The organism is Streptomyces sp. NPDC005811 (genome assembly GCF_040630405.1).
Classification (GTDB): domain Bacteria; phylum Actinomycetota; class Actinomycetes; order Streptomycetales; family Streptomycetaceae; genus Streptomyces.
Window position 1 is genome coordinate 114764 of record NZ_JBEXXK010000005.1, and the last position, 24157, is coordinate 138920.

Here is a 24157-nt window from a genome sequence, read left to right on the forward strand (position 1 = left end):
TGGAGGGGGTCCGGTACGGTCCGTCGCGGGGAAACGTCCCGTCGGTGTAGGCCGAACGTCGCGGAACAGGTAGCGTGCGTAGCGCGCCGTGGCGATCGTTCTCGGCCGCGCGCCTCCCCGGCATCCAGCAGAATGGGTGACAGCAGGTGCGCCCGAGCGCGATCGGGCGCGGACGTAAGACGCGGCCCTTCGGTCCGCTCCGTCCGCACCCGCCGCCTTCAGGCCGGCGCACCCGAGAGACGGCGTAGGAGAGAAGCGATACCTGTGAGCGCAGCGACCACGCGAAGCCGCACCCCCGACCGCCTGTGCGCCGAGGCCGTCGACCTCGCCCGCGCCGCAGCCGAGGAGGCCGCCGCGCCCGGCGTGATCGGCGAGCACGTAGGCCTGCTCTCCGAGGGTGACCGGGTCGTCACGCACTACTTCGAGTGCAAGGAACTCGGCTACCGAGGCTGGCGCTGGGCGGCCACCGTGGCCCGCGCCTCCCGCGCCAAGATCGTCACCCTCGACGAGGTCGTCCTGCTGCCCGGCCCGGACGCCGTCCTCGCCCCCGAGTGGGTCCCCTGGAGCGAGCGGCTGCGCCCCGGCGACATGGGCCCCGGCGACCTGCTGCCCACCGACGCCGAGGACCTGCGGCTGGAGCCCGGGTACTCCGGCGAGGACGAGCCGGCGGTGAACGCCCCCGTCTCGCACGAGATGGCCGACCTGGTCGAGGCCGAGGACGCCGAGGTGACCGCCACCGCCCCGCCGGCCGCCCTGCCCACGACCCCGGCCCGCGGCTCGATCTCCGCGGTCGCCGAGGAACTGGGCCTGCGCCGCGCCCGGGTCCTCTCCCGCTACGGCCTGCACACCGCCGCCGACCGCTGGGAGGACTCCTTCGGCGCCAAGACGCCGATGGCCCAGGCGGCCCCCGCGACCTGCGTCAGCTGCGGCTTCCTCACCCCCATCGGCGGCTCCCTCGGCCAGGCCTTCGGCGTCTGCGCCAACGAGTTCTCCCCGGCGGACGGCCGGGTCGTGTCCCTGGCCTACGGCTGCGGCGGCCACTCCGAGGCCGCGGTCATGCCGAAGCCCCCGCAGCCGCCCGCACCGGTGATCGACGAGACCCGGGTGGACCCCTTCCCGCTCCGCCCCGCCGCGGACTCGGGCTCGGTCCCGGCGCTCCCCGACGAGGCGACGGCCGAACTGGGCCACGCGTAGGCCCTGCCGTTTGGATCACGCCGCGCGTCGCGGGGTGGGGCACGCACTCCCGCGGAGGGGTCCGTCAGCCCGGACATCGGGGCCTGATCCAAACGAGAGGCCCAGGCCCCCAGGCCCCCGGGCCCCCGGGCAGACGTGATCAGCAGTTCTCGCTGATCACGTCCTCGAGGGTGCTCAGCGAGAGCTCGTCGTTCGCGAGCTGCTCCTGCAAACTCGCCAGACGCTGCTCCAGGGCCGCGATCGCCGCCTGGTCGGGAGGGGTCCGCTGCTTGAGCGCGGCGATGTCCTCCTCGAGCCGGCGGATCCGTTTCTTCAGGCGCTCGATCTCCTGACGGGACTCCTCGGCCGCGCGGCGCATCATCGTGCAGGGATCTTCGTGGGCAGGCATCTGGGCTCTCCTCGCTCTCCGGTACCCCCTGGGCCCATCGTGCGGACCGTGCCGGACCCCGGCACGCGCTCCGCACCCCCGCTGCTCCGTCCGGGCGGCGGGTCCCGGGGGGTGCGGTGCGCGATACCTTCTCCTCACGCCGACGAGGAGAGTGAACGTGAGCAAGTTCGTGCGGCCGGCACCCGAGGGCGCTGATCCCTTCGGCACGGCCCGCCTGCGCCGCGGCGTCCTGGACGCCTGGGCCACCAGTCCCGCCCGTTTCCGTGAGGACGCCAACGCCGAGGAGGACCTCGTCCTCGGCGGCTACCGTGACCGTCTCGTCGTGGAGCTCGCCCAGAACGCCGCCGACGCGGCCGCCCGCGCCGGGGTGCCCGGCCGGCTGCGGCTCACCCTCCGCGACGGCGTCCTCGTCGCCGCCAACACCGGCGCCCCCCTGGACGCGGCCGGCGTGGAGTCCCTCGCCACCCTGCGCGCCTCCGCCAAGCGCGACACCCAGCAGGTGTCCGTGGGCCGCTTCGGCGTCGGCTTCGCCGCCGTCCTCTCCGTCACCGACGAGCCCGCCGTCGTCGGCAGGCACGGCGGCGTCCGCTGGGACCTCGCCGAGGCCCGCGAGCTGGCCGCCGACACCGCCCGCCACAGCCCCGGCCTCGGCGACGAGCTCCGCCGCCGCGACGGACACGTCCCCCTCCTGCGCCTCCCCTTCGCCGCCCAGGGCACCGCCCCGGACCCGTACGACACCGCCGTCATCCTCCCGCTGCGCGACGCGGCCGCCGCCGACCTCGCCGAACGCCTCCTCGCCGCCGTCGACGACGCCCTCCTCCTCGCCCTGCCGGGCCTGGCGGAGGTCGTGATCGAGACCGGCGCCGACGCGCCCCGCACCCTGCGCCGCTCCGTCGACGGCGCCCTCACCGTCGTGGAGGACTCGCGCGAGGGCACCACCCGCTGGCGTACCGCCGCCGCGCACGGGCCGCTCACACCCGAGCTGCTCGCCGACCGCCCCGTCGAGGAGCGGCAGCGGGCCCACTGGTCCGTCACCTGGGCCGTCCCCGTGGACGAGCAGGACGCCCCCGCCCGGCCCCGCACCAGCCCCGTCGTGCACGCCCCCACCCCCAGCGACGAACCGCTCGGCGTGCCCGCCCTGCTCATCGCGTCCTTCCCGCTGGACACCACCCGCCGGCACGCCGCCCCCGGCCCGCTCACCGACCACCTGGTCGAGCGCGCGGCCGACGCCTACGCCGAACTCCTCGCCGCCTGGCGCCCGGTGACCCCCGGCATCATCGACCTGGTGCCCGGCCCGCTCGGCAAGGGCGAGCTGGACGGGGCGCTGCGCCGGGCGATCCTGGAGCGGCTGCCGCGCACCGCCTTCCTGCCGCCCGCCGTCGAGCCCGTCAAGGACGAGGACGACCTGCCGGAGGCGCTGCGCCCGCGGGACGCCGAGGTGGTGGAGGGCGCGGGCGCGGACACCGTACGGGTCCTCGCCGAGGTCCTGCCGACCCTCCTGCCCGCCGGTCTGGAGCGCCGCGTCGAGCTGCGCACCCTCGGGGTCGCCCGGATCCCGCTCGCGGACGCCGTCGACCGCCTCGCGGGCCTGGAGAAGGACCCGCAGTGGTGGTACCGGCTCTACGACAGCCTCGCCGGCGTCGACCCGGACCGGCTCTCCGGACTGCCCGTGCCCTTGGCCGACGGCCGGACGACGATCGGCCCGCGCCAGGTCCTGCTGCCCGTCGCCGACGAGGCCGGGGCCGACCCGGAGGTCCTCACCCGCCTCGGCCTGAAGGTCGCCCACGCGGACGCCGCGCACCCCCTGCTGGAGAAGCTCGGCGCCCTGCCCGCCACGCCCCGCGCGGTGCTCACCACCCCGCAGGTGCGGGCCGCGGTCGCCGCGTCCCTCGACGACGACGGCGGCGCCTGGGACGACCGGGACACGCCCGACGCCGAGGAGCTCGCCGACACCGTCCTCACCCTCGTCCGCGACGCGGCCCTCGAGCCGGGCGACGAGCCCTGGCTGGGCGCCCTCGCACTGCCCGACGAGGACGGCGAACTCGTCCCGGCCGGTGAACTCCTCCTGCCGGGAAGCCCGTTCGCCTCCGTCATCCGGGAGGACGAACTCGCCTCCGTCGACGCCGAACTGGTCGAGCGCTGGGGCGAGGCCCCGCTCACCGCGGTCGGCGTCCTCGCGAACTTCGCGCTCGTCCGCGCCACCGACGTCGTCCTCGATCCCGATGAACTGGAGCCCCGCGAGGGCGACTTCGCCGAGCCGGACGACGCCGGTCTGCTGGACGCGGTGGACGTCTGGTCCGAGGACATCCTCGACCGCTTCCCCGACTCACCGGTCCCGCCGGTGGCCACCGAACTCGTCGCCGTCCGCGACCTCGACCTGGTCGACGACGACCGCTGGCCCCAGGCCCTGGCCCTCCTCGCCCAGCCCCCGCTGCGGGACGCCCTCACCCAGCCCGTCCGGATCCTCCTCCCCGACGGCACCCACGAGGTCGTACGCCCCTACACGGCGTGGTGGCTGCGCGGCCACCCCGTCCTCGACGGCCGCCGCCCCGCCGGCCTGCTCGCGTCCGGCGGCGACCCGCTCCTGCACGGCCTGTACGACGAGGCCGACGCGACCGGCTTCGACGACGAGCAGGTCCTGCGGGCGCTGGGCGTACGGACCTCGGTGGCGGCGCTCCTCGACGAGCCGGGCGGCGCGGCCGAACTCCTCGACCGCCTGGCCGACCCCGACCGCCCCGTCGGCCCCGCCCAGCTGCACGGTCTCTACGGCGCGCTGGCCGACCTGGACCCCGATCAGGTCACCCTCCCCGACGAGCTGCGGGCGGTCGTGGACGGCCGGGTGGAGGTCGTGGACGCCGCCGACGCGGTGGTCGTCGACTCCCCCGACCTGCTGCCCTTCACGGAGGGCGTCCCGCTCCTCCCGGTCCGCCCGTCCCGCGCCGCGGAACTGGCCGAACTGTTCCAGGTACGGCGCCTGAGCGAGTCGGTGACCGGCCGGATCGACTCGGAGGGCGCGGAGCACGAGGTACCGGAAGCGGTCCACGTCCTCCTCGGCCCGCGCACCCCGTCCGTCTACGTCGAGCACGAGGAACTCGTCGTGGACGGCGTGGAGCTGGACTGGCGCCTCACCGACGACGGCGTGCCGCACGCCGCCACCCTGGAGGGCGTCGCCGCCGGCCTCGCCTGGGCCGCGGGCCAGTGGCCCCGCCGCTTCGAGGTGGCGGCACTCCTGGAGGACCCGTCCCGCACCCCGGAACTGGCCCGGGACCGCTGGTTCGACTGACACCGGTAAGGAAAGGGCCGTCGCACCCGCTACCTCAGGGTGCGACGGCCTTCGCCGGCGTACCGCCCGTTCAGTCCTCCATCGGCATCGAGCGGGCGTGGGTGTCCTTCGCGCCGCCCAAGGACGCCTCGTGCTCCGGGCGGAGCGGGATGCTGCCTCCCGTCCGCTCCACCAGGACCAGCGAGGTGATCAGCAGGCCGTGGCACCTGGAGGTACTCGGCCGCTCCCCGGGCCAGGGACGCGTAGAGCCGCCCGCTGTGGTACCCCGCGTCCCAGACGGTCCTGTCACCGCACTCGAAGGGGTAGCTCACTCTGTCCTCCTCGCCCGGCCCGGTCCTGTCCGAGAGTCCGTCAGAAAATCTTCCTCACTTCGTACAACTATTCACATCCCCCGTTGATCTCACCTCATGAGCCAACAGGCTTCACCAACACGTGGGCCCTGTCCGAGACGAGCCGTAGGGGTCGACCGCAACCAGGGTCCTTGTCTTCACCGGGGGATTGCATGCACTTCCGTGCCACCGTGGCCGCCGTCACCGGCGCCCTGGCTCTCTCCGCTCTCGCCGTCCCGGCCGCCCAGGCCGCCGGCGCGTCCTCGTCCGGCAAGGACGACGTCCGGAAGGCGGCCGCCGCGGCGCACGCCGCCTCGGGCAGGACCGCCTTCACCGGGGCCACCGCCGCCGACGGCACCCCGTACGCGCTGAACGTCACCTTCTCGGCCGTGAAGATCAACAACGGCAAGCCGATCGTCGCGGGCACCAGCGGCCACGTGAGCGTGCCGGTGACGTACAAGGTCACGCACGACGAGGGCTTCGACGTCTCCGCCCCCGACGTCTTCCTGGACGTCGAGATCTACCGCGGCACGTCCTACGACACGCCGGCCAACCTGCTGTGGGGCGACGACTGGCCGACCTGCACGGCGTCCTCCTCCACGGTCGCCAGCTGCAAGGGGACCATCGACGTCTACCCCGGCCAGGAGCTGAGCAACGCCGACGCCACCTCCTGGAAGGCCGGCGGCTACGTCATCGACTTCAACGACCAGCTGGGCGTCGACATCGACGACATCGACTGGTCCAAGGTCGGTTACGCCCAGCAGGACACGCTCGCCACCACCAGGCTCCAGCGCCTGTCCAAGCTGACCGTGAACGCCTCCCCCGAGCCGGTGAAGAAGGGGAAGACCATCACCGTCACGGGCAAGCTGTCCCGCGCCAACTGGGACGACAACAAGTACCACGGCTACGCCGGCCAGTCGGTGAAGCTCCAGTTCCGCAAGAAGAACAGCTCCACCTACACCACCCTGAAGACCATCAAGACCAGCTCCACCGGCACCCTCAAGACCACGGTCAAGGCGTCGGCGGACGGCTACTTCCGCTACAGCTTCGCGGGCACCTCGACGACCCCGGCGGTCAACGCCGCGGGTGACTTCGTCGACGTCAAGTGAGCAACCCGAACATCCGTACTTCTCTCCATCCGAGGAACAGCATGCGCATTCGCGCCTCGGTGACGGCCGTACTCGGTGCCGTCGCCCTCTCCGCCCTCGCCGTTCCGGCCGCCCAGGCCGCTCCGACGACGGCGCCCGACGTGACCTTCTCCAACATGAAGGTCAACGCCGGCAAGAGCATCGTGGTCGGTCCCTCCACCAAGGTCACCGTCAGCGTGTCGTACACCCTGACCAAGCCGGCGGGCCTCAGCACGAGCTCCTTCCTGAACGGCCCGATCCTCTACCGGGGCACCACCCTGAACGAGAGCACCGAGTCGATCTCCGGCGACGACCCGGGCACCTGCACCGCGTCCTCGACCACGGTTCTCAAGTGCACCGCGAAGATCCAGTTCCGGCCCGCCGAGAGCGACGACTTCGACGACCTGACCAACAGTCAGGCCGGCACCTGGAAGGTCGGCGCCCTCGCCGTCCCGAACGACGCCGACAGCGCCGACGACCTCAAGTGGCAGACCGGCCTCGGCACCACCAAGGTCCTCCGCAAGGCCACCCTCACCACCGACGCCACCCCGGAGCCGGTGAAGAAGGGCAAGACCATCACGGTCACCGGCAAGCTGGCGCGGGCCAACTGGGACACCAACAAGAACGCCGGTTACGCGTCCCAGTCGGTGAAGCTCCAGTTCAAGAAGAAGGGCGCCACCGCCTTCACGACGGTGAAGACCATCAAGAGCAGCTCCACCGGCACGCTCAAGACCACGGTCAAGGCGACGGCGGACGGCTACTTCCGCTACGTCTTCGCCGGCACCACCACGACCGCTCCGGTCAGCTCCTCCGCCGACTTCGTCGACGTGAAGTAACCCGCGAGGGCCAGGAGAGGGAGAGGGGAAGACGTTCTTCCCCTCTCCTTACCTTTTCCCGTACAACTCGCCCCAGGAGCCACGGATCTACCAGGTGAGTCAACAGACTCCCGAGATCCTTCTCTCCTCATGGGGAACGCACATGCGCATACGCGCCCTCGTCCTCGCCGCCTCCGGCGCCGTGGCCCTGACCGCCCTCGCCGTGCCCGCCGCCCAGGCCGCCCCGGCCGGCCCCGCGGTCACCTTCTCCGGTCTGAAGGTCAACAGCGGCAAGAACATCGTGGTCGGCCCCGCGACGACGGTCACCGTCACGGCCACCTACACGGTGACCAAGCCCGCGAGCCTGGACCCGAACACCATCGCGAGCATGCCGGTGCTCTACCGCGGCACCACCCTCACCGAGGACTCCGAGGGGCTCGCCGGCGACGACGTCGCCACCTGCACCACGTCCTCCTCGACCGTCCTGAAGTGCACGGCGAAGATCCAGTTCCGCCCGAAGTCCTCCGACGTGGACATCGACCTGACCAACGCCGACGCCGGCAGCTGGAAGCTGGGCGCCTTCGCGGCCAACGCGGCCGGCGGCGTCACCTACCAGGGCGGCCTCGGCACCACCAAGCTCCTGCGCGGCGCCACCCTCACCGCCGACGCCACCCCGGAGCCGGTGAAGAAGGGCAAGACCCTCACGGTCACCGGCAAGCTCTCCCGCGCCAACTGGGACACCAACAAGTACGCGGGCTACGGCACCCAGTCGGTGAAGCTCCAGTTCAAGAAGAAGGGCGCGACCGCCTACACGACGCTCAAGACCATCAAGACCACGTCGACGGGCACCCTGAAGACCACGACCACGGCCTCCGCGGACGGCTACTACCGCTATGTCTTCGCGGGAACGTCGAACACGGCCCCGATCAACTCGGCGGCGGATTACATAGACGTCCAGTAACCCAACCGCTTTAAGGGGCGCGGGGAACTGCGCGACAAGCCACAACGCACCCGCACCCGAACAAGCACCGAAGCTAGACGGAACCGCGGCGGTCGACCCACCTCCACACGATCTCCAACCCGACCGCCGCCACCCCCGCAATCCCCACCCCCACCCACGGCATCGTCATCCCCACCAGCCGCAGCGCGAAGAAGTCCTGCAACCACGGCACCACCAGCACCACCAGGAAAGCCGCGCCCATGGACGCGACCAGCAGCACCCGCCACCACGTGTACGGCCGCGCCACGATCGCCAGCACCCACATGGAGATCAGGAACAGTGTGAGGGTGGCGACACTGGTCTCCGCCTCCAGCGCCCCCGCCCCGCTGTAGTGGTGCCGGGCGACCAGGTAGGACACGAAGGTGGCGACCCCCGCCACCACCCCGCCCGGGATCGAGTACCGCATCACCCGCCGTACGAAGTGCGGCCGGGCCCGTTCCTTGTTGGGGGCGAGGGCGAGGAAGAAGGCCGGGACGCCGATGGTGAGGGTGGACAGCAGTGTGACGTGCCGGGGCAGGAACGGGTACTCCACCTGCCAGCACACCACCAGCAGCGCCAGCAGCACCGAGTAGACCGTCTTCACCAGGAACAGCGTCGCGACCCGGGTGATGTTGCCGATCACCCGCCGTCCCTCCGCCACCACCGACGGCAGGGCGGCGAAACTGTTGTCCAGCAGCACGATCTGCGCGACGGCCCGGGTCGCCTCCGAGCCCGACCCCATCGCGACCCCGATGTCGGCGTCCTTGAGCGCGAGCACGTCGTTGACGCCGTCGCCGGTCATCGCGACCGTGTGCCCCCGGGACTGGAGCGCCCCGACCATGTCCCGCTTCTGCTGCGGGGTGACCCGCCCGAACACCGTGCCCTCGTCCAGGGCCGCGGCCATCGGCTCGCGCTCCGCGGGCAGCCGCCGCGCGTCGACCGTACGGCCCCGCAGCCCCAGCTTGGCGGCCACCGCCCCGACCGACACCGCGTTGTCCCCGGAGATCACCTTGGCGCGGACGTCCTGCTCGGCGAAGTAGCGCAGGGTGTCCGCCGCGTCGGGCCGCAGCCGCTGTTCCAGGACGACGAGGGCGACCGGGCCGGCTCCCTCGGCGACGCCGGGATCGTCCAGGGCCCGTACGGCCCGGGCGAGCAGCAGCACCCGCAGACCCTGCTCGTTGAGCCGCCCGGTCTCGGCGAGGGCGGGGTCGCCGTCGTCGAGCAGCACGTCGGGCGCGCCCAGCAGCCAGGTGCTGCTCTCGCCGTTGCCCTCGCTGAAGGTGGCGCCGCTGTACTTGCGGGCGGAGGAAAACGGGAGGGCCTCGGTGCAGCGCCACTCCTCGGCGTCGGGGTAGGCGTCCAGGACGGCCCGCAGGGACGCGTTCGGCCGGGGGTCGGACTCGCCGAGCGCGCCGAGCACCTGGCGTACGTACGTCTCGTCGGCGCCGTCGAGGGCGCGCAGCTCGGTGACGTCCATGCCGCCCTCGGTGAGGGTGCCGGTCTTGTCGAGGCAGACGGTGTCGACGCGGGCGAGGCCCTCGATGGCGGGCAGCTCCTGCACCAGGCACTGTTTTCGGCCGAGCCGGATCACGCCGATCGCGAAGGCGACGGAGGTGAGCAGGACCAGCCCCTCGGGGACCATCGGGACGATCCCGCCGACGGTCCGGGCGATGGACTCCTTGAGGTCGTGGTTCTTCACGAAGAGCTGGGTGACGACCAGGCCGATCGCGGCCGGGATCATCATCCACGTCACGTACTTGAGGATGGTGGAGATGCCGGAGCGCAGCTCGGAGTGGACGAGGGTGAACCGGGAGGCCTCTTCGGCGAGCTGGGCGGCGTAGGCCTGGCGTCCCACCTTGGTGGCCCGGAAGGCGCCGCCGCCGGCCACCACGAAGCTGCCGGACATGACCGGGTCGCCGGGGCGTTTGACCACCGGGTCGGCCTCACCGGTGAGCAGGGACTCGTCGATCTCCAGCCCGTCCGCCTCGACGCACACGCCGTCGACGACGACCTTGTCCCCGGGGCCGATCTCGACGAGGTCGTCCAGGACGAGGTCGGAGGTGGCCAGCTCGACGGCGGCGCCGTCCCGGCGCACGGTGGGCCGGACCTCGCCGATGACGGCGAGGGAGTCCAGGGTCTGTTTGGCCCGCCACTCCTGGATGATCCCGATCCCGGTGTTGGCGAGGATGACGAACCCGAACAGGCCGTCCTGGAAGGGGGCGACGGCGAGCACGATCAGCCACAGGACGCCGATGATCGCGTTGAACCGGGTGAACACGTTCGCCCGGACGATCTCTCCGATGGACCGGCTGCTGCGGACGGGTACGTCGTTCACCTGACCGCGTGCGACGCGCTCCGCGACCTGGTCGGCGGTGAGCCCGGTCGCGGCCGGCACGGTGGCGGGCGCGTCGATTTCGGTCATGGAATCGACGGTACGTGCGGTTTTGGGGGTTCACCCCCCGAAGGTGCGGAAGATCCGACCTGGGGAGGAGGCAGGTAGTGCGGGGGTTGTACGGCTATTCGGCGGGGGCCTGTTCGGTCTCGTGCGCCGGCCCGGCCTCCGCGGCCGCCTGCGCCCGCTTGATCGCCGCGTCCCGGCTGCGGGTGATCCGGATGCCGAGGAGGCCCAGCGCGCCCCCGGCCAGGCAGGTCCACAGCCACCACAGCTGGCCGTGGTCGTCGAACCAGCCGTAGAAGGGGAGCTGTACGAGGAAGAGGACGAACCAGATGATCGTGCCGCCGGTGATGACCGGGACCACGGGCCCTTCCAGGGGCTCCGGCGCCTCATGCTTGGGTGTCCACTTCGCCATGGGGACAGCTTACGAGGTGGTCACATCTACGCGCGAAGATGGCCGATCGGATCGTCATATGTTCATACTGAAACGGTTTGAGTCTGACCGCTTCTCTTCGTAGGAAACACTGAATACATGTCCACCTCGGCCCCCGCCAAGGTCCCCGCTCCGGAACAGCCGGGAGCCGGGCCTGCCCATGGCGCACTCGACCGCTACTTCAAGATCTCCGAGCGCGGCAGCTCCCTGCCCCGCGAGATCCGGGGCGGTTTCGCCACCTTCTTCGCGATGGCGTACATCATCGTGCTGAACCCGATCATCCTCGGCAGCGCGAAGGACATGTACGGGCATCAGCTCGACAACGGCCAGCTCGTCACCGCCACCTGTGTGACCGCGGCCTTCACCACACTCCTCATGGGCGTCATCGGCAATGTGCCGATCGCACTGGCCGCCGGGCTCGGCGTGAACTCGGTGGTCGCGCTCCAGCTCGCCCCCCGGATGTCCTGGCCGGACGCCATGGGCATGGTCGTTCTGGCCGGTCTCATCGTCATGCTGCTGGTGGCCACCGGTCTGCGGGAGCGCGTCATGAACGCGGTCCCCTTCGGACTGCGCAAGGCGATCTCGATCGGTATCGGCCTGTTCATCATGCTGATCGGCCTGGTCGACTCCGGTTTCGTCACCCGTATCCCGGACGCCGCCCACACCACCGTCCCGCTCCAGCTCGGCGCCGACGGGCATCTGGTCGGCTGGCCGGTCCTGGTGTTCATCCTGGGCGCGCTGCTCACCCTCGCCCTGATCGTCCGCAAGGTCCCGGGCGCGATCCTGATCTCGATCGTCGCCATGACGGCCCTCGCGCTGATCATCAACGCGGTCGCGCACGTCCCGTCCTGGGGCCTGACCACGCCCGAGTGGCCCGGCAACCCGGTCGCCACCCCCGACTTCGGGCTGATCGGCGACGTCAGCCTGTTCGGCGGCTTCGGCGAGGTCGGCGTGCTGACCGGTGTGCTGTTCGTCTTCACGGTCCTGCTGTCGTGCTTCTTCGACGCGATGGGCACGATCATGGGCGTCTCCGACGAGGCGAAGCTGACCGACGCCAAGGGCGAGATGCCCGGCATCAACAAGGTCCTCTTCGTCGACGGTCTCGCCGTGGCCGCCGGCGGCGCCAGCTCCTCCTCGGCCACCACCGCGTTCGTGGAGTCCACGGCCGGGGTCGGCGAGGGCGCCCGCACCGGTTTCGCGAACCTCGTCACGGGCGGCCTCTTCACCGTCGCGCTGTTCCTCACGCCGGTCGCCACCATGGTCCCGTCCCAGGCCGCCACGCCCGCGCTGCTCGCGGTGGGCTTCATGATCCTGGCGAACTCGGTCAAGGAGATCGACTGGGCCGACTACACGATCGCCATTCCGGCCTTCATCACGATGGTGATGATGCCGTTCACCTACTCCATCACCAACGGCATCGGCATGGGCTTCATCACCTTCGTGCTGCTGCGCCTGGTGGCGGGCAGGGCCCGGGAGATCCCGGTCCCGATGTACGTGGTCTCGGCGGTCTTCACGTTCTACTACCTGATGCCGGCCCTCGGTCTGACGTGAAGCCCCTGAGGCCCGAGGTGAAGCCCTAGGTGAGGCCGTAGAACTTCTCGGTCTCCTCGACGGCCGACTGGAAGCGCTGGTCGAAGTCATCGCGAATGAGCGTCTGGACGACATAGTCCTGGACGCTCATTCCGCGTTTGGCGGCATGCTGCCGGAGCCGTTCGAGCAGCTCCCCGTCTATCCGCAGGCTGAGCACAGTGGTCCCCATGAGTCGAGGGTCGCCGCACTGTGCCGTACGTCAGTGACTTTCCGCGCGCGTCTCACTCGTTCGAGTGACGAAGCGGTTTCCGTGGCCAGGGTCACGGGAATCCTGGCGCGCCCCAGCTTGTTTAGCCAGGGTAATGAGTTACGCTAAAGAGATGCCTGACCTCACCCATGGCGACGACGCGGCCGCCGTGAACTCGCTCCGGTCCGCAGTGATGCGGCTCTCCCGCCGGCTCAAACACCAGCGGGTCGACGAGTCGCTGAGCCCCACCGAGATGTCGGTGCTCGGCACCCTCTCCCTCTGCGGCAGTGCCACCCCGGGCGAACTCGCCCGCAAGGAGCACGTCCAGCCGCCCTCGATGACCCGCATCGTGGCGCTGCTGGAGGCCAAGGGCCTGGTCCGGCTGGAGCCGCACCCCGAGGACCGGCGCCAGAAGGTCGTGACCAAGACCGAGCAGGCCGAGGCCATGCTCGAGGAGAGCCGCCGCAAGCGGAACGCCTTCCTGGCCACCCTGGTCGACGGCCTCGACGAGGACGAGTGGGCGAAACTGCGCGCCGCCGCCCCCGTGCTGGAGAAGCTCGCACACCTGTGATCCGCAGTAGCTGAGGAGGCGAACCCTGTTGAGTACGGGACCCGGAGCAGACTCCGCCCCCGCACCGACCACCCCCGACATCCCCGTCCCTCCGCCCAGATCCTCGATGTTCAGCTCGCTGAGGGTCAGGAACTACCGCCTGTTCTTCGCCGGCCAGGTCGTCTCCAACATCGGCACCTGGATGCAGCGGATCGCACAGGACTGGCTGGTCCTGAGCCTCACCGGCTCCGCCACCGCCGTCGGCGTCACCACGGCCCTGCAGTTCCTGCCGATGCTGCTCTTCGGCCTCTACGGCGGGGTCCTCGTCGACCGCCTGCCCAAGCGCCGCGCGCTGCTGGTCACCCAGTCCGCGATGGCCGTCACCGGCATCGCCCTCGCCGCGCTCACCCTCTCCGGCCACGTCCAGGTCTGGCACGTCTACCTCGCCGCCTTCGCCGTCGGCCTCGCCACGGTCGTCGACAACCCGGCCCGCCAGTCCTTCGTCTCCGAGATGGTCGGGCCCGACCAGCTCCAGAACGCGGTCAGCCTGAACTCGGCGAACTTCCAGTCCGCGCGGCTGGTCGGCCCCGCCGTCGCCGGCCTGATGATCACCGGCGTCGGCACCGGCTGGGCCTTCCTCTTCAACGGCCTGTCCTTCGTCGCGCCCATAGCGGGCCTGCTCCTGATGCGCGCCCGCGAGCTGTACGCCGTCGAGCGCGCCCCGCGCGGCAAGGGCCAGCTCCGGGAGGGCCTCCACTATGTGGCCGGACGCCCGGACCTGATCTGGACGATCGTCCTGGTCGGGTTCGTCGGCACCTTCGGTTTCAACTTCCCCGTGTACCTCTCGGCCTTCGCCGACGACGTCTTCCACGCCGGCGCCGGCTCCTACAGCCTCTTCAACACCCTGATGGCGGTCGGCTCGCTGGCCGGCGCCCTGCTCGCCGCCCGGCGCGGCACGGCCCGGATGCGGGTGATGATCGGGGCGGCGGTGCTCTTCGGCGCGATGGAGATCCTCGCCGCCACGGCCCCCTCGCTCTGGCTGTTCGCCCTGCTCATGGCGCCGATCGGGATGTTCGGCATGACGATCAACGTCACCGCCAACACCAGCATCCAGATGGGCACCGACCCCGCCATGCGCGGCCGGGTGATGGCCCTCTACATGATGGTGTTCCTCGGCGGCTCGCCCGTCGGCGCACCCATAGCGGGCTGGATCACCGACGCGTACGGCGTCCGCGCCGGCCTCGCGGTGGGCGGCGCGATCGCCGCGGCGGCCGCGGTCACCATCGGTCTGGTCCTGGCCCGCGTCGGCAATCTGCGCCTGTCGGTCGGCTGGCACCACGGCCACCCCCAGGTGCGGTTCGTCCCCCGCGAGAGCGGGGAGCTGGCCACCGTGGGGTGACCGGCCCCGCCCCCCGGGCTCACACCCGCCGCTCCAGCAGCTGCCCCGGCCACGCGTCCTGCACGGTGAACGCGTGCGTCGGGGTGAAGCCGTTGGCCTCGTAGTAGGCGACCAGCTTGCGGTCGTCACCGGCGTAGCAGTCCACCCGCAGCAGGGCGACACCCGCCCGCCGGGTCACCTCGGCCGCGTGCGCCAGCAGCGCGCCGCCCACGCCGAGGCCCTTGAAACGGCGGTCCGAGGCGAGCCAGTGGATGTACCGCTCGGGCTCGCCGGGCGGCGGGAGGTGCGCGAGGTACGCACCCGGCGCGTCGGTCAGCGTGAGCGTGCCCGCCGGCACCCCGTCGACCTCGGCGACGAACGCCGCGCCCTCCTCCATGTACCGGACGACCGACTCCACCGTCCTGGGGCTCTCCGAGAGCGGTTTCGTCCCCCACTGGCCGGTGCGCCCCTGGGAGACGAGCCACTCCACACTGCTGTCGAGCATGCCGAGCATCGCGGGAACGTCCTCGGGACCGCCGTCCCTGATGGTGATCTCCATGGCACCCCATCATGCAGGCGAACGCCCGCGCGAGCCGCCAAAATCGAGGGCATGAGACTCTTCGCGGCCGTGCTGCCCCCCGCCGACGTCACCGAGGAACTCGCCGCCGAGGTCGCGCGGTTGCGCGCACTGCCCGGTGCGGAGGCGCTGCGCTGGACCGGCCGCCCCGGCTGGCACTTCACGCTCGCGTTCTACGGCGAGGTCGACGACGACGTCGTACCGGAGCTGTCGGCCCGGCTGGAGCGGACGGCCGGGCGCGGCGCGCCCTTCGAGCTGGCCGTGCGGGGCGGGGGACAGTTCGGGCACGGGCGGGCGCTGTGGGCGGGGGCGGCGGGAGACCTGCCCGCGCTGCGCCTGCTGGCCGACCGGGCGGAGGCGGCGGCACGCAAAACGGGCCTGGACATGGGCGAGCACCGCCGCTACAAGGCCCACCTCACGCTGGCCCGCAGCCGGGACGCGGTGGACGCGGGGCCGTACGTCGAGGAGCTGCACGGGTTCCGGGGGCGGACCTGGACCGTGCGGGAGCTGGTCCTGGTCCGCAGCCGGCTGCCGCGGTCCGGGGTGCCGGGGGAGCAGCCCCGCTATGAGCCGGTCGGGCGCTGGGCTCTCGGCGGGGCCGGTTAGGCTCGATGCGTGGACCCGAAGACCAGGAACCGGATCATGGCCGGTGCGCTTGTGCTGATGTTCGTTGTCGTTGCCCTGGCGGCTGCGCTCGGTAGGTAGGAGTCCGGGGAATTGCACGTCGCCGGTCGGGTGCGGACCGTGGGCGGCTGATCGCGCAGTTCCCCGCGCCCCTGAAAGCCAAAAGCGAAAGCCAAGCCAAAGCGAAAGCCAAAGCCTCTACCAGGCGAAGGCCTCCGGGGACGGGCCCGGGCCCGGGAAGACCTCATCGAGGGATTCCAGGAGGTCCTCGCTCAGCTCCAGCTCGACCGCGCGGATCGCCGACTCCAGCTGCTCCGCCGTCCGCGGGCCGACGATCGGGCCCGTCACGCCGGGGCGGGTGAGCAGCCAGGCCAGGGCGGCCTCGCCGGGCTCCAGACCGTGCTTCTCCAGCAGGTCCTCGTAGGCCTGGATCTGCGCCCGTGCCGTGGGGTTGGCGAGGGTGTCGGCGGCCCGGCCGCTCGCCCGGCGCCCGCCCTCGGCCTCCTTCTTGATCACCCCGCCCAGCAGCCCGCCGTGCAGCGGTGACCAGGGGATGACCCCGAGGCCGTAGTCCTGGGCGGCCGGGATGACCTCCATCTCGGCGCGGCGCTCGGCGAGGTTGTACAGGCACTGCTCGCTGACCAGGCCGAAGGAGCCGCGCCGGGCGGCGGTCTCGTTGGCCTGGGCGATCTTGTACCCGGGGAAGTTGCTGGACCCGGCGTAGAGGATCTTGCCCTGCTGGACCAGGACGTCGATCGCCTGCCAGATCTCCTCGAAGGGAGTGCTGCGGTCGATGTGGTGGAACTGGTAGAGGTCGATGTAGTCGGTCCGGAGCCGCTTCAGCGACGCGTCGACCGCGCGCCGGATGTTCACGGCGGAGAGCTTGTCGTGGTTGGGCCAGGCGTCGCCGTCGGCGGCCATGTTGCCGTACACCTTGGTGGCGAGGACGACCTTGTCGCGCCGCTCGCCGCCCTTCGCGAACCAGTCGCCGATGATCGTCTCGGTACGGCCCTTGTTCTCACCCCAGCCATAGACATTGGCCGTATCAAAGAAGTTGATGCCCGCGTCGAGGGCCGAGTCCATGATCGCGTGGGAGTCGGCCTCGTCGGTCTGCGGGCCGAAGTTCATGGTGCCGAGGACGAGTCGGCTGACCTTGAGTCCGGTGCGTCCGAGCTGCGTGTACTTCATGGAACTCAAGCCAACGTCCTGGAGTGCGCTCCAGGCAAGGGCAATTGGTCAGTCGCGGGGGAAATCGTCGGTCTGGAGGATCATGCCGAGTGGGGTGGTGGTCATGTCCACATCGGTGCCGTAGCCGACGCGGAGTTCGCTCGGATAGTCGCCGTCCCTGGGCTCCGTGTAGACCGTGCACCTGCGTTTGTAGGGGTCTGCGATGAGGTACACCGGGATCTCGGCGACCGCGTAGGCCGTCTTCTTGGGGCTGTAGTCGTTGGCGGCCGTGCCCGGAGAGATGACCTCGGCGACGAACTCCACGTCTCCGTGGTGCCAGCGGCCTTCGTCGTCCTTCTAACCTGTCCTCTACGGCCCAGAGGATTTTGAGGATGGTCTCCCAGTGGATGTCCCGCTGCGGGACGATGTGGACGTTGCCCCCGACGATCTCGACCTTGAACCCTTCGGGGACGGGCATGCGCTCAACGAGGTGCGCGGTGACCAGGACACGCGCCCCCGGCTCAGTCCTCGTACACGTCGCCCAGCCCCCACCCCTGATGCATCGCCTCCGCGAAGGCCGCCGCCAGGCGGTGTTCGCCGCGGGCGTTCGGGTGGGTGCCGTCGTAGGTGTCGGTGTGCAGGTCCCAGTCCCCAGGGACCGACGCCAGCAGGATGGGCGAGGCCGGCTCGTCCAGGTCCGCCGCGGTCTTCGCCAGCAGCTCGTTGAAGAGGGTGACCTGGTCCCCGAAGTCCGGGTCGTCGGCGGCGCGGACGTTGGGGATCACCGGCAGCCAGACCATACGGATCCGCGGGTTGGCCGAGCGGGCCTCGGCCGCGAACGCGCGGGCGTTGTCCGCGGTCTGCTCCGCGTTCGTGTAGAAGCCGAGGTCGATCAGACCGAGCGAGACGAGGAGGACGTCCGCCCGCGTCGCGCGGACGGCGTCGGCGATCAGGGGTGCCATGTGCAGCCAGCCCTCGCCCCAGCCGGCCAGATGGGCGCGCGGGAAACCGGGCTCGGCGTACGCGTACGAGGTCGGGGCGTCCGCCGCCTTGTCGTAGAGCGTCTCGCGCGGGCCGACCAGCGTGAACGGACCGCCGTACGTCGCGCACAGGTGCTGCCACATGCGGTGGCGCCACGTGTGTTCGCCCGCGCTTCCGATCGTCATCGAGTCGCCTACGGGCATGAACCTGAGCATCCGCTCATGATGAGGGATCAAGGCGGCCCATGGCGTGTGAGACCGGCCACGACGCCGGAACGCCCGGGCGGGATGGCAGGCTTGAGGGCATGCGCCGACCCTTCGCCGCCCGAGCCGGGGCCCTCCTCGCCGCCACCCTCCTCGTGGGCGCCTTCGCCGTGCCCGCCTCCGCCGCCGCGGCGGACCAGGACGACACGGGGGACAAGGGGGACAAGGGGTTCACCATCGAGGATTCGCGCATCACCGAGTCCAGCGGCCTCGCCGCCTCCCACCAGCACCCCGGCGTCTACTGGACGCACAACGACAGCGACGACGGCCCGTACCTCTACGCCGTCGACAGCGCCACCGGAAAGACCGTCGCCCGCCTCACGCTCACCGGCATCGGCAGCCCCCGTGACGTCGAGGCCATCTCCATCGGCCCCGACAACCAGATCTACGTCGGCGACATCGGCGACAACCTCGGCGGCAACTGGCCGTACGTCTGGATCTACAAGCTGCCCGAGCCCAAGACCCTCGCCGACGCCACCGTCCGCGCCACGCAGTACGTCGTGACGTACGCGGACGGGGCCCGCGACGCCGAGTCGCTGATCGTGCACCCCAAGACCGGCCGGGTCTACATCATCGACAAGAACGAGGACGGCGGACACCTCTACGAGGGCCCGGCGACCCTCTCCACCAGCGGCAAGAACGTCTTCAAGCCGATCGCCACCGTCGACCTGTGGGCCACCGACGCCGCCTTCTCCCCGGACGGCACCCAGCTCGCCGTACGCGGCTACTTCGGCGGCATCCGCTACGACTGGAACGGCGGCGACATCGAGCGCAAGGGCCGGCTCGACGTGCCGTTGCAGCGGCAGGGGGAGTCCCTCAGCTACTCGGCCGACGGCACCAAGCTGATGTACGGCAGCGAGGGCACCGGGAGCTCGGTGGTCGCGGAGGACGCCCCCGACGGCGGCTCGGCCGCCAAGTCCCCCTCGGGCAAGGACGGTTCGGACTCGGCCTCCGACTCCTCCGGTTCCTCGGCGGCCACCGGTAACGTGAAGTTCGGCGCCCTCGCCGTGGCCGCCGTCGTCGCCGCCTTCTTCGGCTTCCGGCGACTGCTGCGCCGTAGCTGAGCCTCCCGCGGCGCGACGGCGTCACCCGTCCGCGCCGCACCGCGCGACAGCGGTCCGGCCGTCCGGTCAGGCTGAGGTGTCCCGCGGGACGGGGGCGGACCGGGACACGTCCCGGGACGCGGTCCCGCTCTCACCCCTTGGGAGACCCGATGCGCGGTCATGCCGCCCTGCGCGCCGCGAGAAAACGCGCCGCTCGCCGACTCTGTCTGCTCGTCGCCGCCCTGGCCCTGACGGTTCCGGTGGGTCTCGCCGCCGCACCGCAGGCCGGGGCGGCCGCCGTCGCCTTCCCCGCCGTCCACGTCCGCACCGCCACCCTGCCGCTGAGCGGCCTGATCACGGGCGCGGAGGAGAACATCGCCCTCACCGGAAGCCTCTCCGTCACCGTCGTCACCCGGACGGATCCGGGCGGCGGCGGCACCGCCCGGATCACCAGCGCCCTCGGCCCCACGACCGGCGTGGGGCAGACGACCGGCGGGCGGTACCTGTTCGTGGGCGCGGACAGCAATGTGGTGGCCTGGCCGCCGGGTCCGATCGTCCCCCCCGCTGATCGCCTCCCCGACCTTCCTCCAGATCAGCCCCTTCTTCCCGTCGGGTCCGGTCGTCCCCCCGCACCCGATCAGCTTCCTGAAGGTCGGCGTGGTCGTCACCCCGGCCGGGGAGATCGACGACATCGTCGCGCTGCTCAACCTCGTCGAGAACCCCGACACCCACTGACCCGTCGTCCGACGGCGGCACCGCACCCCGGTGCCGCCGCCCTCCTTGACGCGAACATGCAGCGTCAGTTTCCTGGGGAGTGCGCGGTGTATGGGAGCGCTCCCATCAGTTCCGGGCCCGCGCCGCCCCCGAGAGGAAGCAACGCCATGTTCCGCAACCTCCGCAGAGCAGTGTGCGCCGCCGCCGCGGCCCTGCTGCTCCCCCTGGCGGCGGGCGCGCAGTCCGCCCAAGCGGCCCCGGCGGTCCCCGCCGCGGCGGCCGACGCCGGTGCCGGGTACTGGCACACCAGCGGCCGGCAGATCCTCGACGCGGCCGGGCAGCCGGTCCGGATCGCCGGGATCAACTGGTTCGGCTTCGAGACCGGCAACTACGTCGTCCACGGCCTGTGGTCCCGTGACTACAAGAGCATGATCGACCAGATGAAGACGCTGGGGTACAACACGATCCGCATCCCGTACAGCGACGACATCTTCAAGAGCTCGACCGTGCCCAACAGCATCGACTTCAGCAGCGGCAAGAACGCCGATCTCCAGGGGCTCGGCTCCCTGGGCATCCTCGACAAGATCGTCTCGTACGCCGGTCAGGACGGCCTCAAGGTGATCCTCGACCGGCACCGCCCGGACGCAGGCGGCCAGTCGGCCCTCTGGTACACCGCGGCCGTCCCCGAGTCGACGTGGATCGCCAACCTCAAGTCCCTGGCGGCCCGTTACGCGGGCCAGTCCACGGTCATCGGCATCGACCTGCACAACGAGCCCCACGATCCGGCCTGCTGGGGCTGCGGCGACACCGCGACCGACTGGCGGCTGGCCGCCCAGCGCGCCGGGAACGCCGTCCTGTCCGTCAACCCCGACCTGCTGGTCTTCGTCGAGGGCGTGCAGTCCTTCAACGGCGTCTCCGGCTGGTGGGGCGGCAACCTGATGGGGGTCGCGCAGTACCCGGTGCAGCTGAACGTGGCGAACCGGGTCGTCTACTCGGCCCACGACTACGCCACCAGCGTGGCCCAGCAGAGCTGGTTCAGCGATCCGGCGTTCCCCGCCAACATGCCGGGGATCTGGGACAAGTACTGGGGCTACATCTTCAAGCAGAACATCGCGCCCGTGTGGGTGGGGGAGTTCGGCACGACGCTCCAGGCGACCGTCGACCAGCAGTGGCTGGCGGCGCTGGTGAGCTATCTGCGGCCGACGTCGACGTACGGCGCCGACTCCTTCCACTGGACGTTCTGGTCCTGGAACCCCAACTCCGGTGACACGGGCGGGATCCTGAAGGACGACTGGCAGACCGTGGACACGGTGAAGGACGGCTACCTGGCGAGCGTCAAGGCGCCGGGCTTCCCCGGTACCGGCACCGGTGGCGGGGGCGGGGGAGGCGGCGGAAGCACGGCCGCCTGTTCCGCCGCCTACACGGTCACCAGCGACTGGGGCGGCGGCTTCAACGCCGAGGTGAAGGTGACCAACACCGGGACGACGGCCGTCAGTTCCTGGAAGGTGACGTGGACCTGGAGCGGCTCCCGGACGATCACCAGCTTGTGGAACGCCTCGTACACCCAGACCGGGACGACCGTGACCGCGGTGAACGCCTCCCACAACGGCGCGATCGCCGCAGGCGCCTCGACGAGCTTCGGCTTCGGGGGCACCCCCGGCGGCGGGTCGGCACCGACCGTGAGCTGCACGGCGGCCTGAGCGCCCCGGCGCCCGGTCACGCGCGGGGTGCGTGGCCGGGCGCCGTCCTCCCGATCAGGCCCGTACCGGCTTGAGCTGGTGGCCCCGCGCCTCCCGGCGTGGGCTGAGCATGCTCACCCCGTTGTAGTTGCGGCCCTGGAAGTACAGGACGGGTGAGGCCACGAAGGTGACGAAGACGGTGATCACGCTGACCGGGAAGAGGACGGGGAGGGACTGGCCCTCCGGGAGGGTCTTGCCGCCCTCGTGGATCGCGTAGGCGAAGGCCGCCACGAAGAGGACCACGGAGACCGCCGCGAGGATGAGGAGGACGGTCTTCGTGCGGCGGGTGCGGGCCTCGTCGCGCACCTCGGCGAGCAGCGAGGTCTCGCAGACCCCGCAGGTGAGTTCGACCGTGTGCCTGCCCGACTGCGGCCGGCGGACCCTCATGAAGGTGTCGCGCCAGACGATGGTGCGCGTCCGGGTGAGGAAGCCCGTCACCTTGTCGCTGAGGATGTGCCGTACCGCGACCTGCACGGTGCCGGGTATGGGTCTGTTCATGTCCCGCCGCCCCCTTCGGTGTGATCGACAGTGTGCGGTGCGCGGTGACGGGGGTTCAACTGATCCCGTGGGGCTTTGCCATGACGTGGTGACAGCTTTCCCGGGCCTGTGAGACCCCTCTGAGCCAAATGAGTTCCAAATTTTTGGGCGAAAAGCTTCTTGTGGGCGTGCTTCTTCGGAAAGATCCCGCGAGGATCGTGAACTTTCCGGTCCTGCCGAACCCCCCATGCCGTGAAGGAACTTCATGAGAAGAAGCACAGCCGTGCTGTGCGGCGCGACCGTCGTCCTGGCCGGATCCCTGACGGCCGTCCCGGCCGAGGCCGCCTCGTCGCAGTCCGCGCAGCCCGCAGTCCAGGCGGCGAAGGTCACCTGGAAGAAGTGCGCGACGGACGACTACCCGACGCTCCAGTGCGCGTCGGTGAAGGTGCCGCTGAACTACGCCAAGCCGAACGGCCGGAAGATAACCCTGGCGCTGTCCCGCGTCCCGCACACCGCGAGGAAGTACCAGGGCCCGCTGCTGGTCAACCCCGGCGGCCCCGGCGGCAGCGGACTGACCCTCGCCGGGTTCGTGGCGTCCTCGCTGCCCAAGGCGGTCGCCTCGCAGTACGACGTCATCGGCTTCGACCCGCGCGGCGTCGGCAAGAGCAAGCCCGCGCTGGACTGCAAGCCGGGCTACTTCAACCCGGTCCGCCCGGACTCCGTGCCCAGCACCGCCGCGATCGAGAAGGCCAACCTCTCGCGCGCCAAGGCCTTCGCCAAGGCCTGCGGCACCAAGTACGCGGACGTCCTGCCGTACATCGACACGGTCAGCGCCGTGAAGGACATGGACCGGATCCGCAAGGCGCTCGGCGCCAAGAAGATCAACTACTTCGGCTACTCGTACGGCACCTACCTGGGCCAGGTCTACGCCAAGCTCTTCCCGACCCGGGTGCGCCGCCTGGTCCTGGACTCGATCGTCGACCCCGGCGGGGTCTGGTACGACGCCAACATCTCCCAGGACTACGCCTTCGACGCCCGTCACAAGGCGCTGATGGCGTGGATCGCCAAGTACAACGGCACGTACAAGCTCGGCACCGACCCGGCCGCGATCGAGGCCAAGTGGTACGCGATGCGGGCCGAACTCGCCGCGAAGCCGGCCGGCGGCGAGGTGGGCGCCTCCGAGCTGGAGGACACCTTCATCCCCGGCGGCTACTACAACGGCTACTGGCCCACCCTGGCCGCGGCCTTCGCCGCCTATGTGAACGACAAGGACGCCGCCCCGCTGGTCAAGGCGTACGAGGGCATTGCGGCCATCGACGCCTCCGGTGACAACGGTTACAGCGTCTACACCGCGGTGCAGTGCCGTGACGTCGCCTGGCCGCGCGACTGGAAGCAGTGGCGCAAGGACAACTGGGCGGTGTACTCCAAGGCCCCGTTCATGGCCTGGAACAACGCCTGGTACAACGCGCCGTGCGCGTACTGGCCCACGAAGACCCTGAAGCCGGTGAGCGTCGCCAACAGCAAGCTCCCGCCGGTCCTGCTGTTCCAGGCGACGAACGACGCGGCCACCCCGTACCAGGGCGGCGTCGCCGTCCACCGGCTGCTCAAGCACTCCAGCCTGGTGGTCGAGCAGGGCGGCGGCAACCACGGCATCACGCTGAGCGGCAACGCCTGCCTGGACAAGTACCTCGTCAAGTACCTCACCGACGGCACGGTCCCGCGCGGCAGCGGCACGGCCGACGCGACCTGCAAGAAGACGGCCGACCCCGTGCCGCCGAGCACGACGCGGTCCGCCCTGACCGCGGACCGGTCGACCGGCACGACGTCCGCCGACACCCTGCACACGCTGGTCGGCGTCCGCGGCTGAGTGATCTGTCACCTGCATGGTGGACCGTGGTGCCGGAAATGTCGGGTTGTGCGCACC

At 71.0% G+C, this 24157-nt stretch carries 21 protein-coding genes and 1 pseudogene; 13 read left to right on the top strand and 9 right to left on the bottom strand.

Features of this window, described 5'->3' with window-relative positions:
• The first annotated feature begins 264 nt into the window (after window positions 1–264).
• A complete protein-coding gene (locus ABZ490_RS07145; RefSeq protein WP_358985462.1) occupies window positions 265–1194 on the top strand; it encodes a DUF3027 domain-containing protein in 930 nt (309 codons plus the stop codon).
• A 139-nt stretch (window positions 1195–1333) separates the two neighbouring features.
• Here the strand turns inward: ABZ490_RS07145 and ABZ490_RS07150 are convergent, their stop codons facing one another.
• Entirely contained in the window at window positions 1334–1582 is a 249-nt protein-coding gene (locus tag ABZ490_RS07150) for a hypothetical protein (RefSeq protein ID WP_358985465.1), read from the bottom strand.
• Window positions 1583–1739: 157 nt separating this feature from the next.
• Here ABZ490_RS07150 and ABZ490_RS07155 point away from each other — a divergent pair, with 157 nt between their 5' ends.
• From ABZ490_RS07155 to ABZ490_RS07170, 4 genes are all read left to right on the top strand, one after another.
• Window positions 1740–4865 (top strand): molecular chaperone Hsp90, encoded by a 3126-nt coding sequence (locus ABZ490_RS07155; RefSeq protein ID WP_358985468.1) that lies wholly within the window; start codon window positions 1740–1742, stop codon window positions 4863–4865.
• Window positions 4866–5367: 502 nt separating this feature from the next.
• Entirely contained in the window at window positions 5368–6303 is a 936-nt protein-coding gene (locus tag ABZ490_RS07160) for a hypothetical protein (RefSeq protein WP_358985470.1), read from the top strand.
• A gap of 41 nt (window positions 6304–6344) precedes the next feature.
• Complete coding sequence (locus ABZ490_RS07165) at window positions 6345–7157, top strand: hypothetical protein (RefSeq protein WP_358985473.1); 813 nt, start codon at window positions 6345–6347, stop codon at window positions 7155–7157.
• 142 nt (window positions 7158–7299) lie between these two features.
• Window positions 7300–8097, top strand: a complete 798-nt coding sequence (locus ABZ490_RS07170) for a hypothetical protein (RefSeq protein ID WP_358985476.1) — start codon at window positions 7300–7302, stop codon at window positions 8095–8097.
• Window positions 8098–8170: 73 nt separating this feature from the next.
• On the opposite strand, the gene ABZ490_RS07175 is transcribed toward ABZ490_RS07170, so the two are convergent.
• Both ABZ490_RS07175 and ABZ490_RS07180 read right to left on the bottom strand, forming a co-directional pair.
• Window positions 8171–10537 (bottom strand): cation-translocating P-type ATPase, encoded by a 2367-nt coding sequence (locus tag ABZ490_RS07175; protein WP_358985478.1) that lies wholly within the window; start codon window positions 10535–10537, stop codon window positions 8171–8173.
• Window positions 10538–10631: 94 nt separating this feature from the next.
• Window positions 10632–10925 (bottom strand): DUF2530 domain-containing protein, encoded by a 294-nt coding sequence (locus tag ABZ490_RS07180; RefSeq protein ID WP_358985481.1) that lies wholly within the window; start codon window positions 10923–10925, stop codon window positions 10632–10634.
• 117 nt (window positions 10926–11042) lie between these two features.
• Here ABZ490_RS07180 and ABZ490_RS07185 point away from each other — a divergent pair, with 117 nt between their 5' ends.
• Window positions 11043–12494: an NCS2 family permease gene (locus ABZ490_RS07185; protein WP_358985484.1), complete on the top strand. Its 1452-nt coding sequence runs from the start codon at window positions 11043–11045 to the stop codon at window positions 12492–12494.
• A gap of 25 nt (window positions 12495–12519) precedes the next feature.
• Here ABZ490_RS07185 and ABZ490_RS07190 read toward each other — a convergent pair whose 3' ends face one another.
• On the bottom strand, window positions 12520–12702 hold the full coding sequence (locus ABZ490_RS07190; RefSeq protein ID WP_133912014.1) for a ribbon-helix-helix protein, CopG family: 183 nt from the start codon (window positions 12700–12702) through the stop codon (window positions 12520–12522).
• A 151-nt stretch (window positions 12703–12853) separates the two neighbouring features.
• Between ABZ490_RS07190 and ABZ490_RS07195 the strand changes: the two genes are divergently transcribed.
• Window positions 12854–13291 carry a MarR family transcriptional regulator gene (locus tag ABZ490_RS07195; protein ID WP_133912015.1) on the top strand — a complete coding sequence of 146 codons (438 nt, stop codon included), beginning with the start codon at window positions 12854–12856 and terminating at the stop codon, window positions 13289–13291.
• Window positions 13292–13319: 28 nt separating this feature from the next.
• Window positions 13320–14669 carry an MFS transporter gene (locus ABZ490_RS07200; protein WP_358985489.1) on the top strand — a complete coding sequence of 450 codons (1350 nt, stop codon included), beginning with the start codon at window positions 13320–13322 and terminating at the stop codon, window positions 14667–14669.
• Between the two features lie 19 nt (window positions 14670–14688).
• On the opposite strand, the gene ABZ490_RS07205 is transcribed toward ABZ490_RS07200, so the two are convergent.
• Window positions 14689–15207 carry a GNAT family N-acetyltransferase gene (locus tag ABZ490_RS07205; RefSeq protein ID WP_358985492.1) on the bottom strand — a complete coding sequence of 173 codons (519 nt, stop codon included), beginning with the start codon at window positions 15205–15207 and terminating at the stop codon, window positions 14689–14691.
• Between the two features lie 51 nt (window positions 15208–15258).
• Here ABZ490_RS07205 and thpR point away from each other — a divergent pair, with 51 nt between their 5' ends.
• Window positions 15259–15831, top strand: coding sequence for an RNA 2',3'-cyclic phosphodiesterase (thpR, locus tag ABZ490_RS07210; protein WP_358985495.1), 573 nt, complete (start codon window positions 15259–15261; stop codon window positions 15829–15831).
• Between the two features lie 216 nt (window positions 15832–16047).
• Here the strand turns inward: thpR and ABZ490_RS07215 are convergent, their stop codons facing one another.
• The 3 genes and pseudogenes from ABZ490_RS07215 to ABZ490_RS07225 form a co-directional block, all read right to left on the bottom strand.
• Window positions 16048–17037, bottom strand: coding sequence for an aldo/keto reductase (locus tag ABZ490_RS07215; RefSeq protein ID WP_358985498.1), 990 nt, complete (start codon window positions 17035–17037; stop codon window positions 16048–16050).
• 48 nt (window positions 17038–17085) lie between these two features.
• Window positions 17086–17494, bottom strand: a pseudogene (locus ABZ490_RS07220) (Uma2 family endonuclease).
• 43 nt (window positions 17495–17537) lie between these two features.
• Entirely contained in the window at window positions 17538–18212 is a 675-nt protein-coding gene (locus tag ABZ490_RS07225; protein WP_358985501.1) for a GDSL-type esterase/lipase family protein, read from the bottom strand.
• An 89-nt stretch (window positions 18213–18301) separates the two neighbouring features.
• Between ABZ490_RS07225 and ABZ490_RS07230 the strand changes: the two genes are divergently transcribed.
• From ABZ490_RS07230 to ABZ490_RS07240, 3 genes are all read left to right on the top strand, one after another.
• On the top strand, window positions 18302–19324 hold the full coding sequence (locus tag ABZ490_RS07230) for a WD40 repeat domain-containing protein (RefSeq protein WP_358985504.1): 1023 nt from the start codon (window positions 18302–18304) through the stop codon (window positions 19322–19324).
• 504 nt (window positions 19325–19828) lie between these two features.
• On the top strand, window positions 19829–20038 hold the full coding sequence (locus tag ABZ490_RS07235) for a hypothetical protein (protein WP_358985507.1): 210 nt from the start codon (window positions 19829–19831) through the stop codon (window positions 20036–20038).
• Window positions 20039–20184: 146 nt separating this feature from the next.
• Window positions 20185–21717: a cellulase family glycosylhydrolase gene (locus ABZ490_RS07240; protein ID WP_358985510.1), complete on the top strand. Its 1533-nt coding sequence runs from the start codon at window positions 20185–20187 to the stop codon at window positions 21715–21717.
• Between the two features lie 54 nt (window positions 21718–21771).
• Here the strand turns inward: ABZ490_RS07240 and ABZ490_RS07245 are convergent, their stop codons facing one another.
• Window positions 21772–22254, bottom strand: a complete 483-nt coding sequence (locus ABZ490_RS07245) for a hypothetical protein (protein WP_358985513.1) — start codon at window positions 22252–22254, stop codon at window positions 21772–21774.
• Between the two features lie 244 nt (window positions 22255–22498).
• Between ABZ490_RS07245 and ABZ490_RS07250 the strand changes: the two genes are divergently transcribed.
• The gene (locus ABZ490_RS07250; protein WP_358985516.1) at window positions 22499–24100 is read left to right on the top strand and encodes an alpha/beta hydrolase; all 1602 of its coding nucleotides are present in this window, start codon (window positions 22499–22501) and stop codon (window positions 24098–24100) included.
• The last annotated feature ends 57 nt before the right edge of the window (window positions 24101–24157 follow it).

Excerpts from the sequence above, each read along its gene's own strand:
- ABZ490_RS07150 (WP_358985465.1), bottom strand. The coding sequence starts at position 1,582 with ATGCCTGCCCACGAAGATCCCTGCACGATGATGCGCCGCGCGGCCGAG.
- ABZ490_RS07160 (WP_358985470.1), top strand. The coding sequence starts at position 5,368 with ATGCACTTCCGTGCCACCGTGGCCGCCGTCACCGGCGCCCTGGCTCTC.
- ABZ490_RS07165 (WP_358985473.1), top strand. The coding sequence starts at position 6,345 with ATGCGCATTCGCGCCTCGGTGACGGCCGTACTCGGTGCCGTCGCCCTC.
- ABZ490_RS07170 (WP_358985476.1), top strand. The coding sequence starts at position 7,300 with ATGCGCATACGCGCCCTCGTCCTCGCCGCCTCCGGCGCCGTGGCCCTG.
- ABZ490_RS07175 (WP_358985478.1), bottom strand. The coding sequence starts at position 10,537 with ATGACCGAAATCGACGCGCCCGCCACCGTGCCGGCCGCGACCGGGCTC.
- ABZ490_RS07180 (WP_358985481.1), bottom strand. The coding sequence starts at position 10,925 with ATGGCGAAGTGGACACCCAAGCATGAGGCGCCGGAGCCCCTGGAAGGG.
- ABZ490_RS07185 (WP_358985484.1), top strand. The coding sequence starts at position 11,043 with ATGTCCACCTCGGCCCCCGCCAAGGTCCCCGCTCCGGAACAGCCGGGA.
- ABZ490_RS07190 (WP_133912014.1), bottom strand. The coding sequence starts at position 12,702 with ATGGGGACCACTGTGCTCAGCCTGCGGATAGACGGGGAGCTGCTCGAA.
- ABZ490_RS07195 (WP_133912015.1), top strand. The coding sequence starts at position 12,854 with ATGCCTGACCTCACCCATGGCGACGACGCGGCCGCCGTGAACTCGCTC.
- ABZ490_RS07205 (WP_358985492.1), bottom strand. The coding sequence starts at position 15,207 with ATGGAGATCACCATCAGGGACGGCGGTCCCGAGGACGTTCCCGCGATG.
- thpR (WP_358985495.1), top strand. The coding sequence starts at position 15,259 with ATGAGACTCTTCGCGGCCGTGCTGCCCCCCGCCGACGTCACCGAGGAA.
- ABZ490_RS07215 (WP_358985498.1), bottom strand. The coding sequence starts at position 17,037 with ATGAAGTACACGCAGCTCGGACGCACCGGACTCAAGGTCAGCCGACTC.
- ABZ490_RS07225 (WP_358985501.1), bottom strand. The coding sequence starts at position 18,212 with ATGCTCAGGTTCATGCCCGTAGGCGACTCGATGACGATCGGAAGCGCG.
- ABZ490_RS07230 (WP_358985504.1), top strand. The coding sequence starts at position 18,302 with ATGCGCCGACCCTTCGCCGCCCGAGCCGGGGCCCTCCTCGCCGCCACC.
- ABZ490_RS07235 (WP_358985507.1), top strand. The coding sequence starts at position 19,829 with ATGTGGTGGCCTGGCCGCCGGGTCCGATCGTCCCCCCCGCTGATCGCC.
- ABZ490_RS07240 (WP_358985510.1), top strand. The coding sequence starts at position 20,185 with ATGTTCCGCAACCTCCGCAGAGCAGTGTGCGCCGCCGCCGCGGCCCTG.
- ABZ490_RS07245 (WP_358985513.1), bottom strand. The coding sequence starts at position 22,254 with ATGAACAGACCCATACCCGGCACCGTGCAGGTCGCGGTACGGCACATC.
- ABZ490_RS07250 (WP_358985516.1), top strand. The coding sequence starts at position 22,499 with ATGAGAAGAAGCACAGCCGTGCTGTGCGGCGCGACCGTCGTCCTGGCC.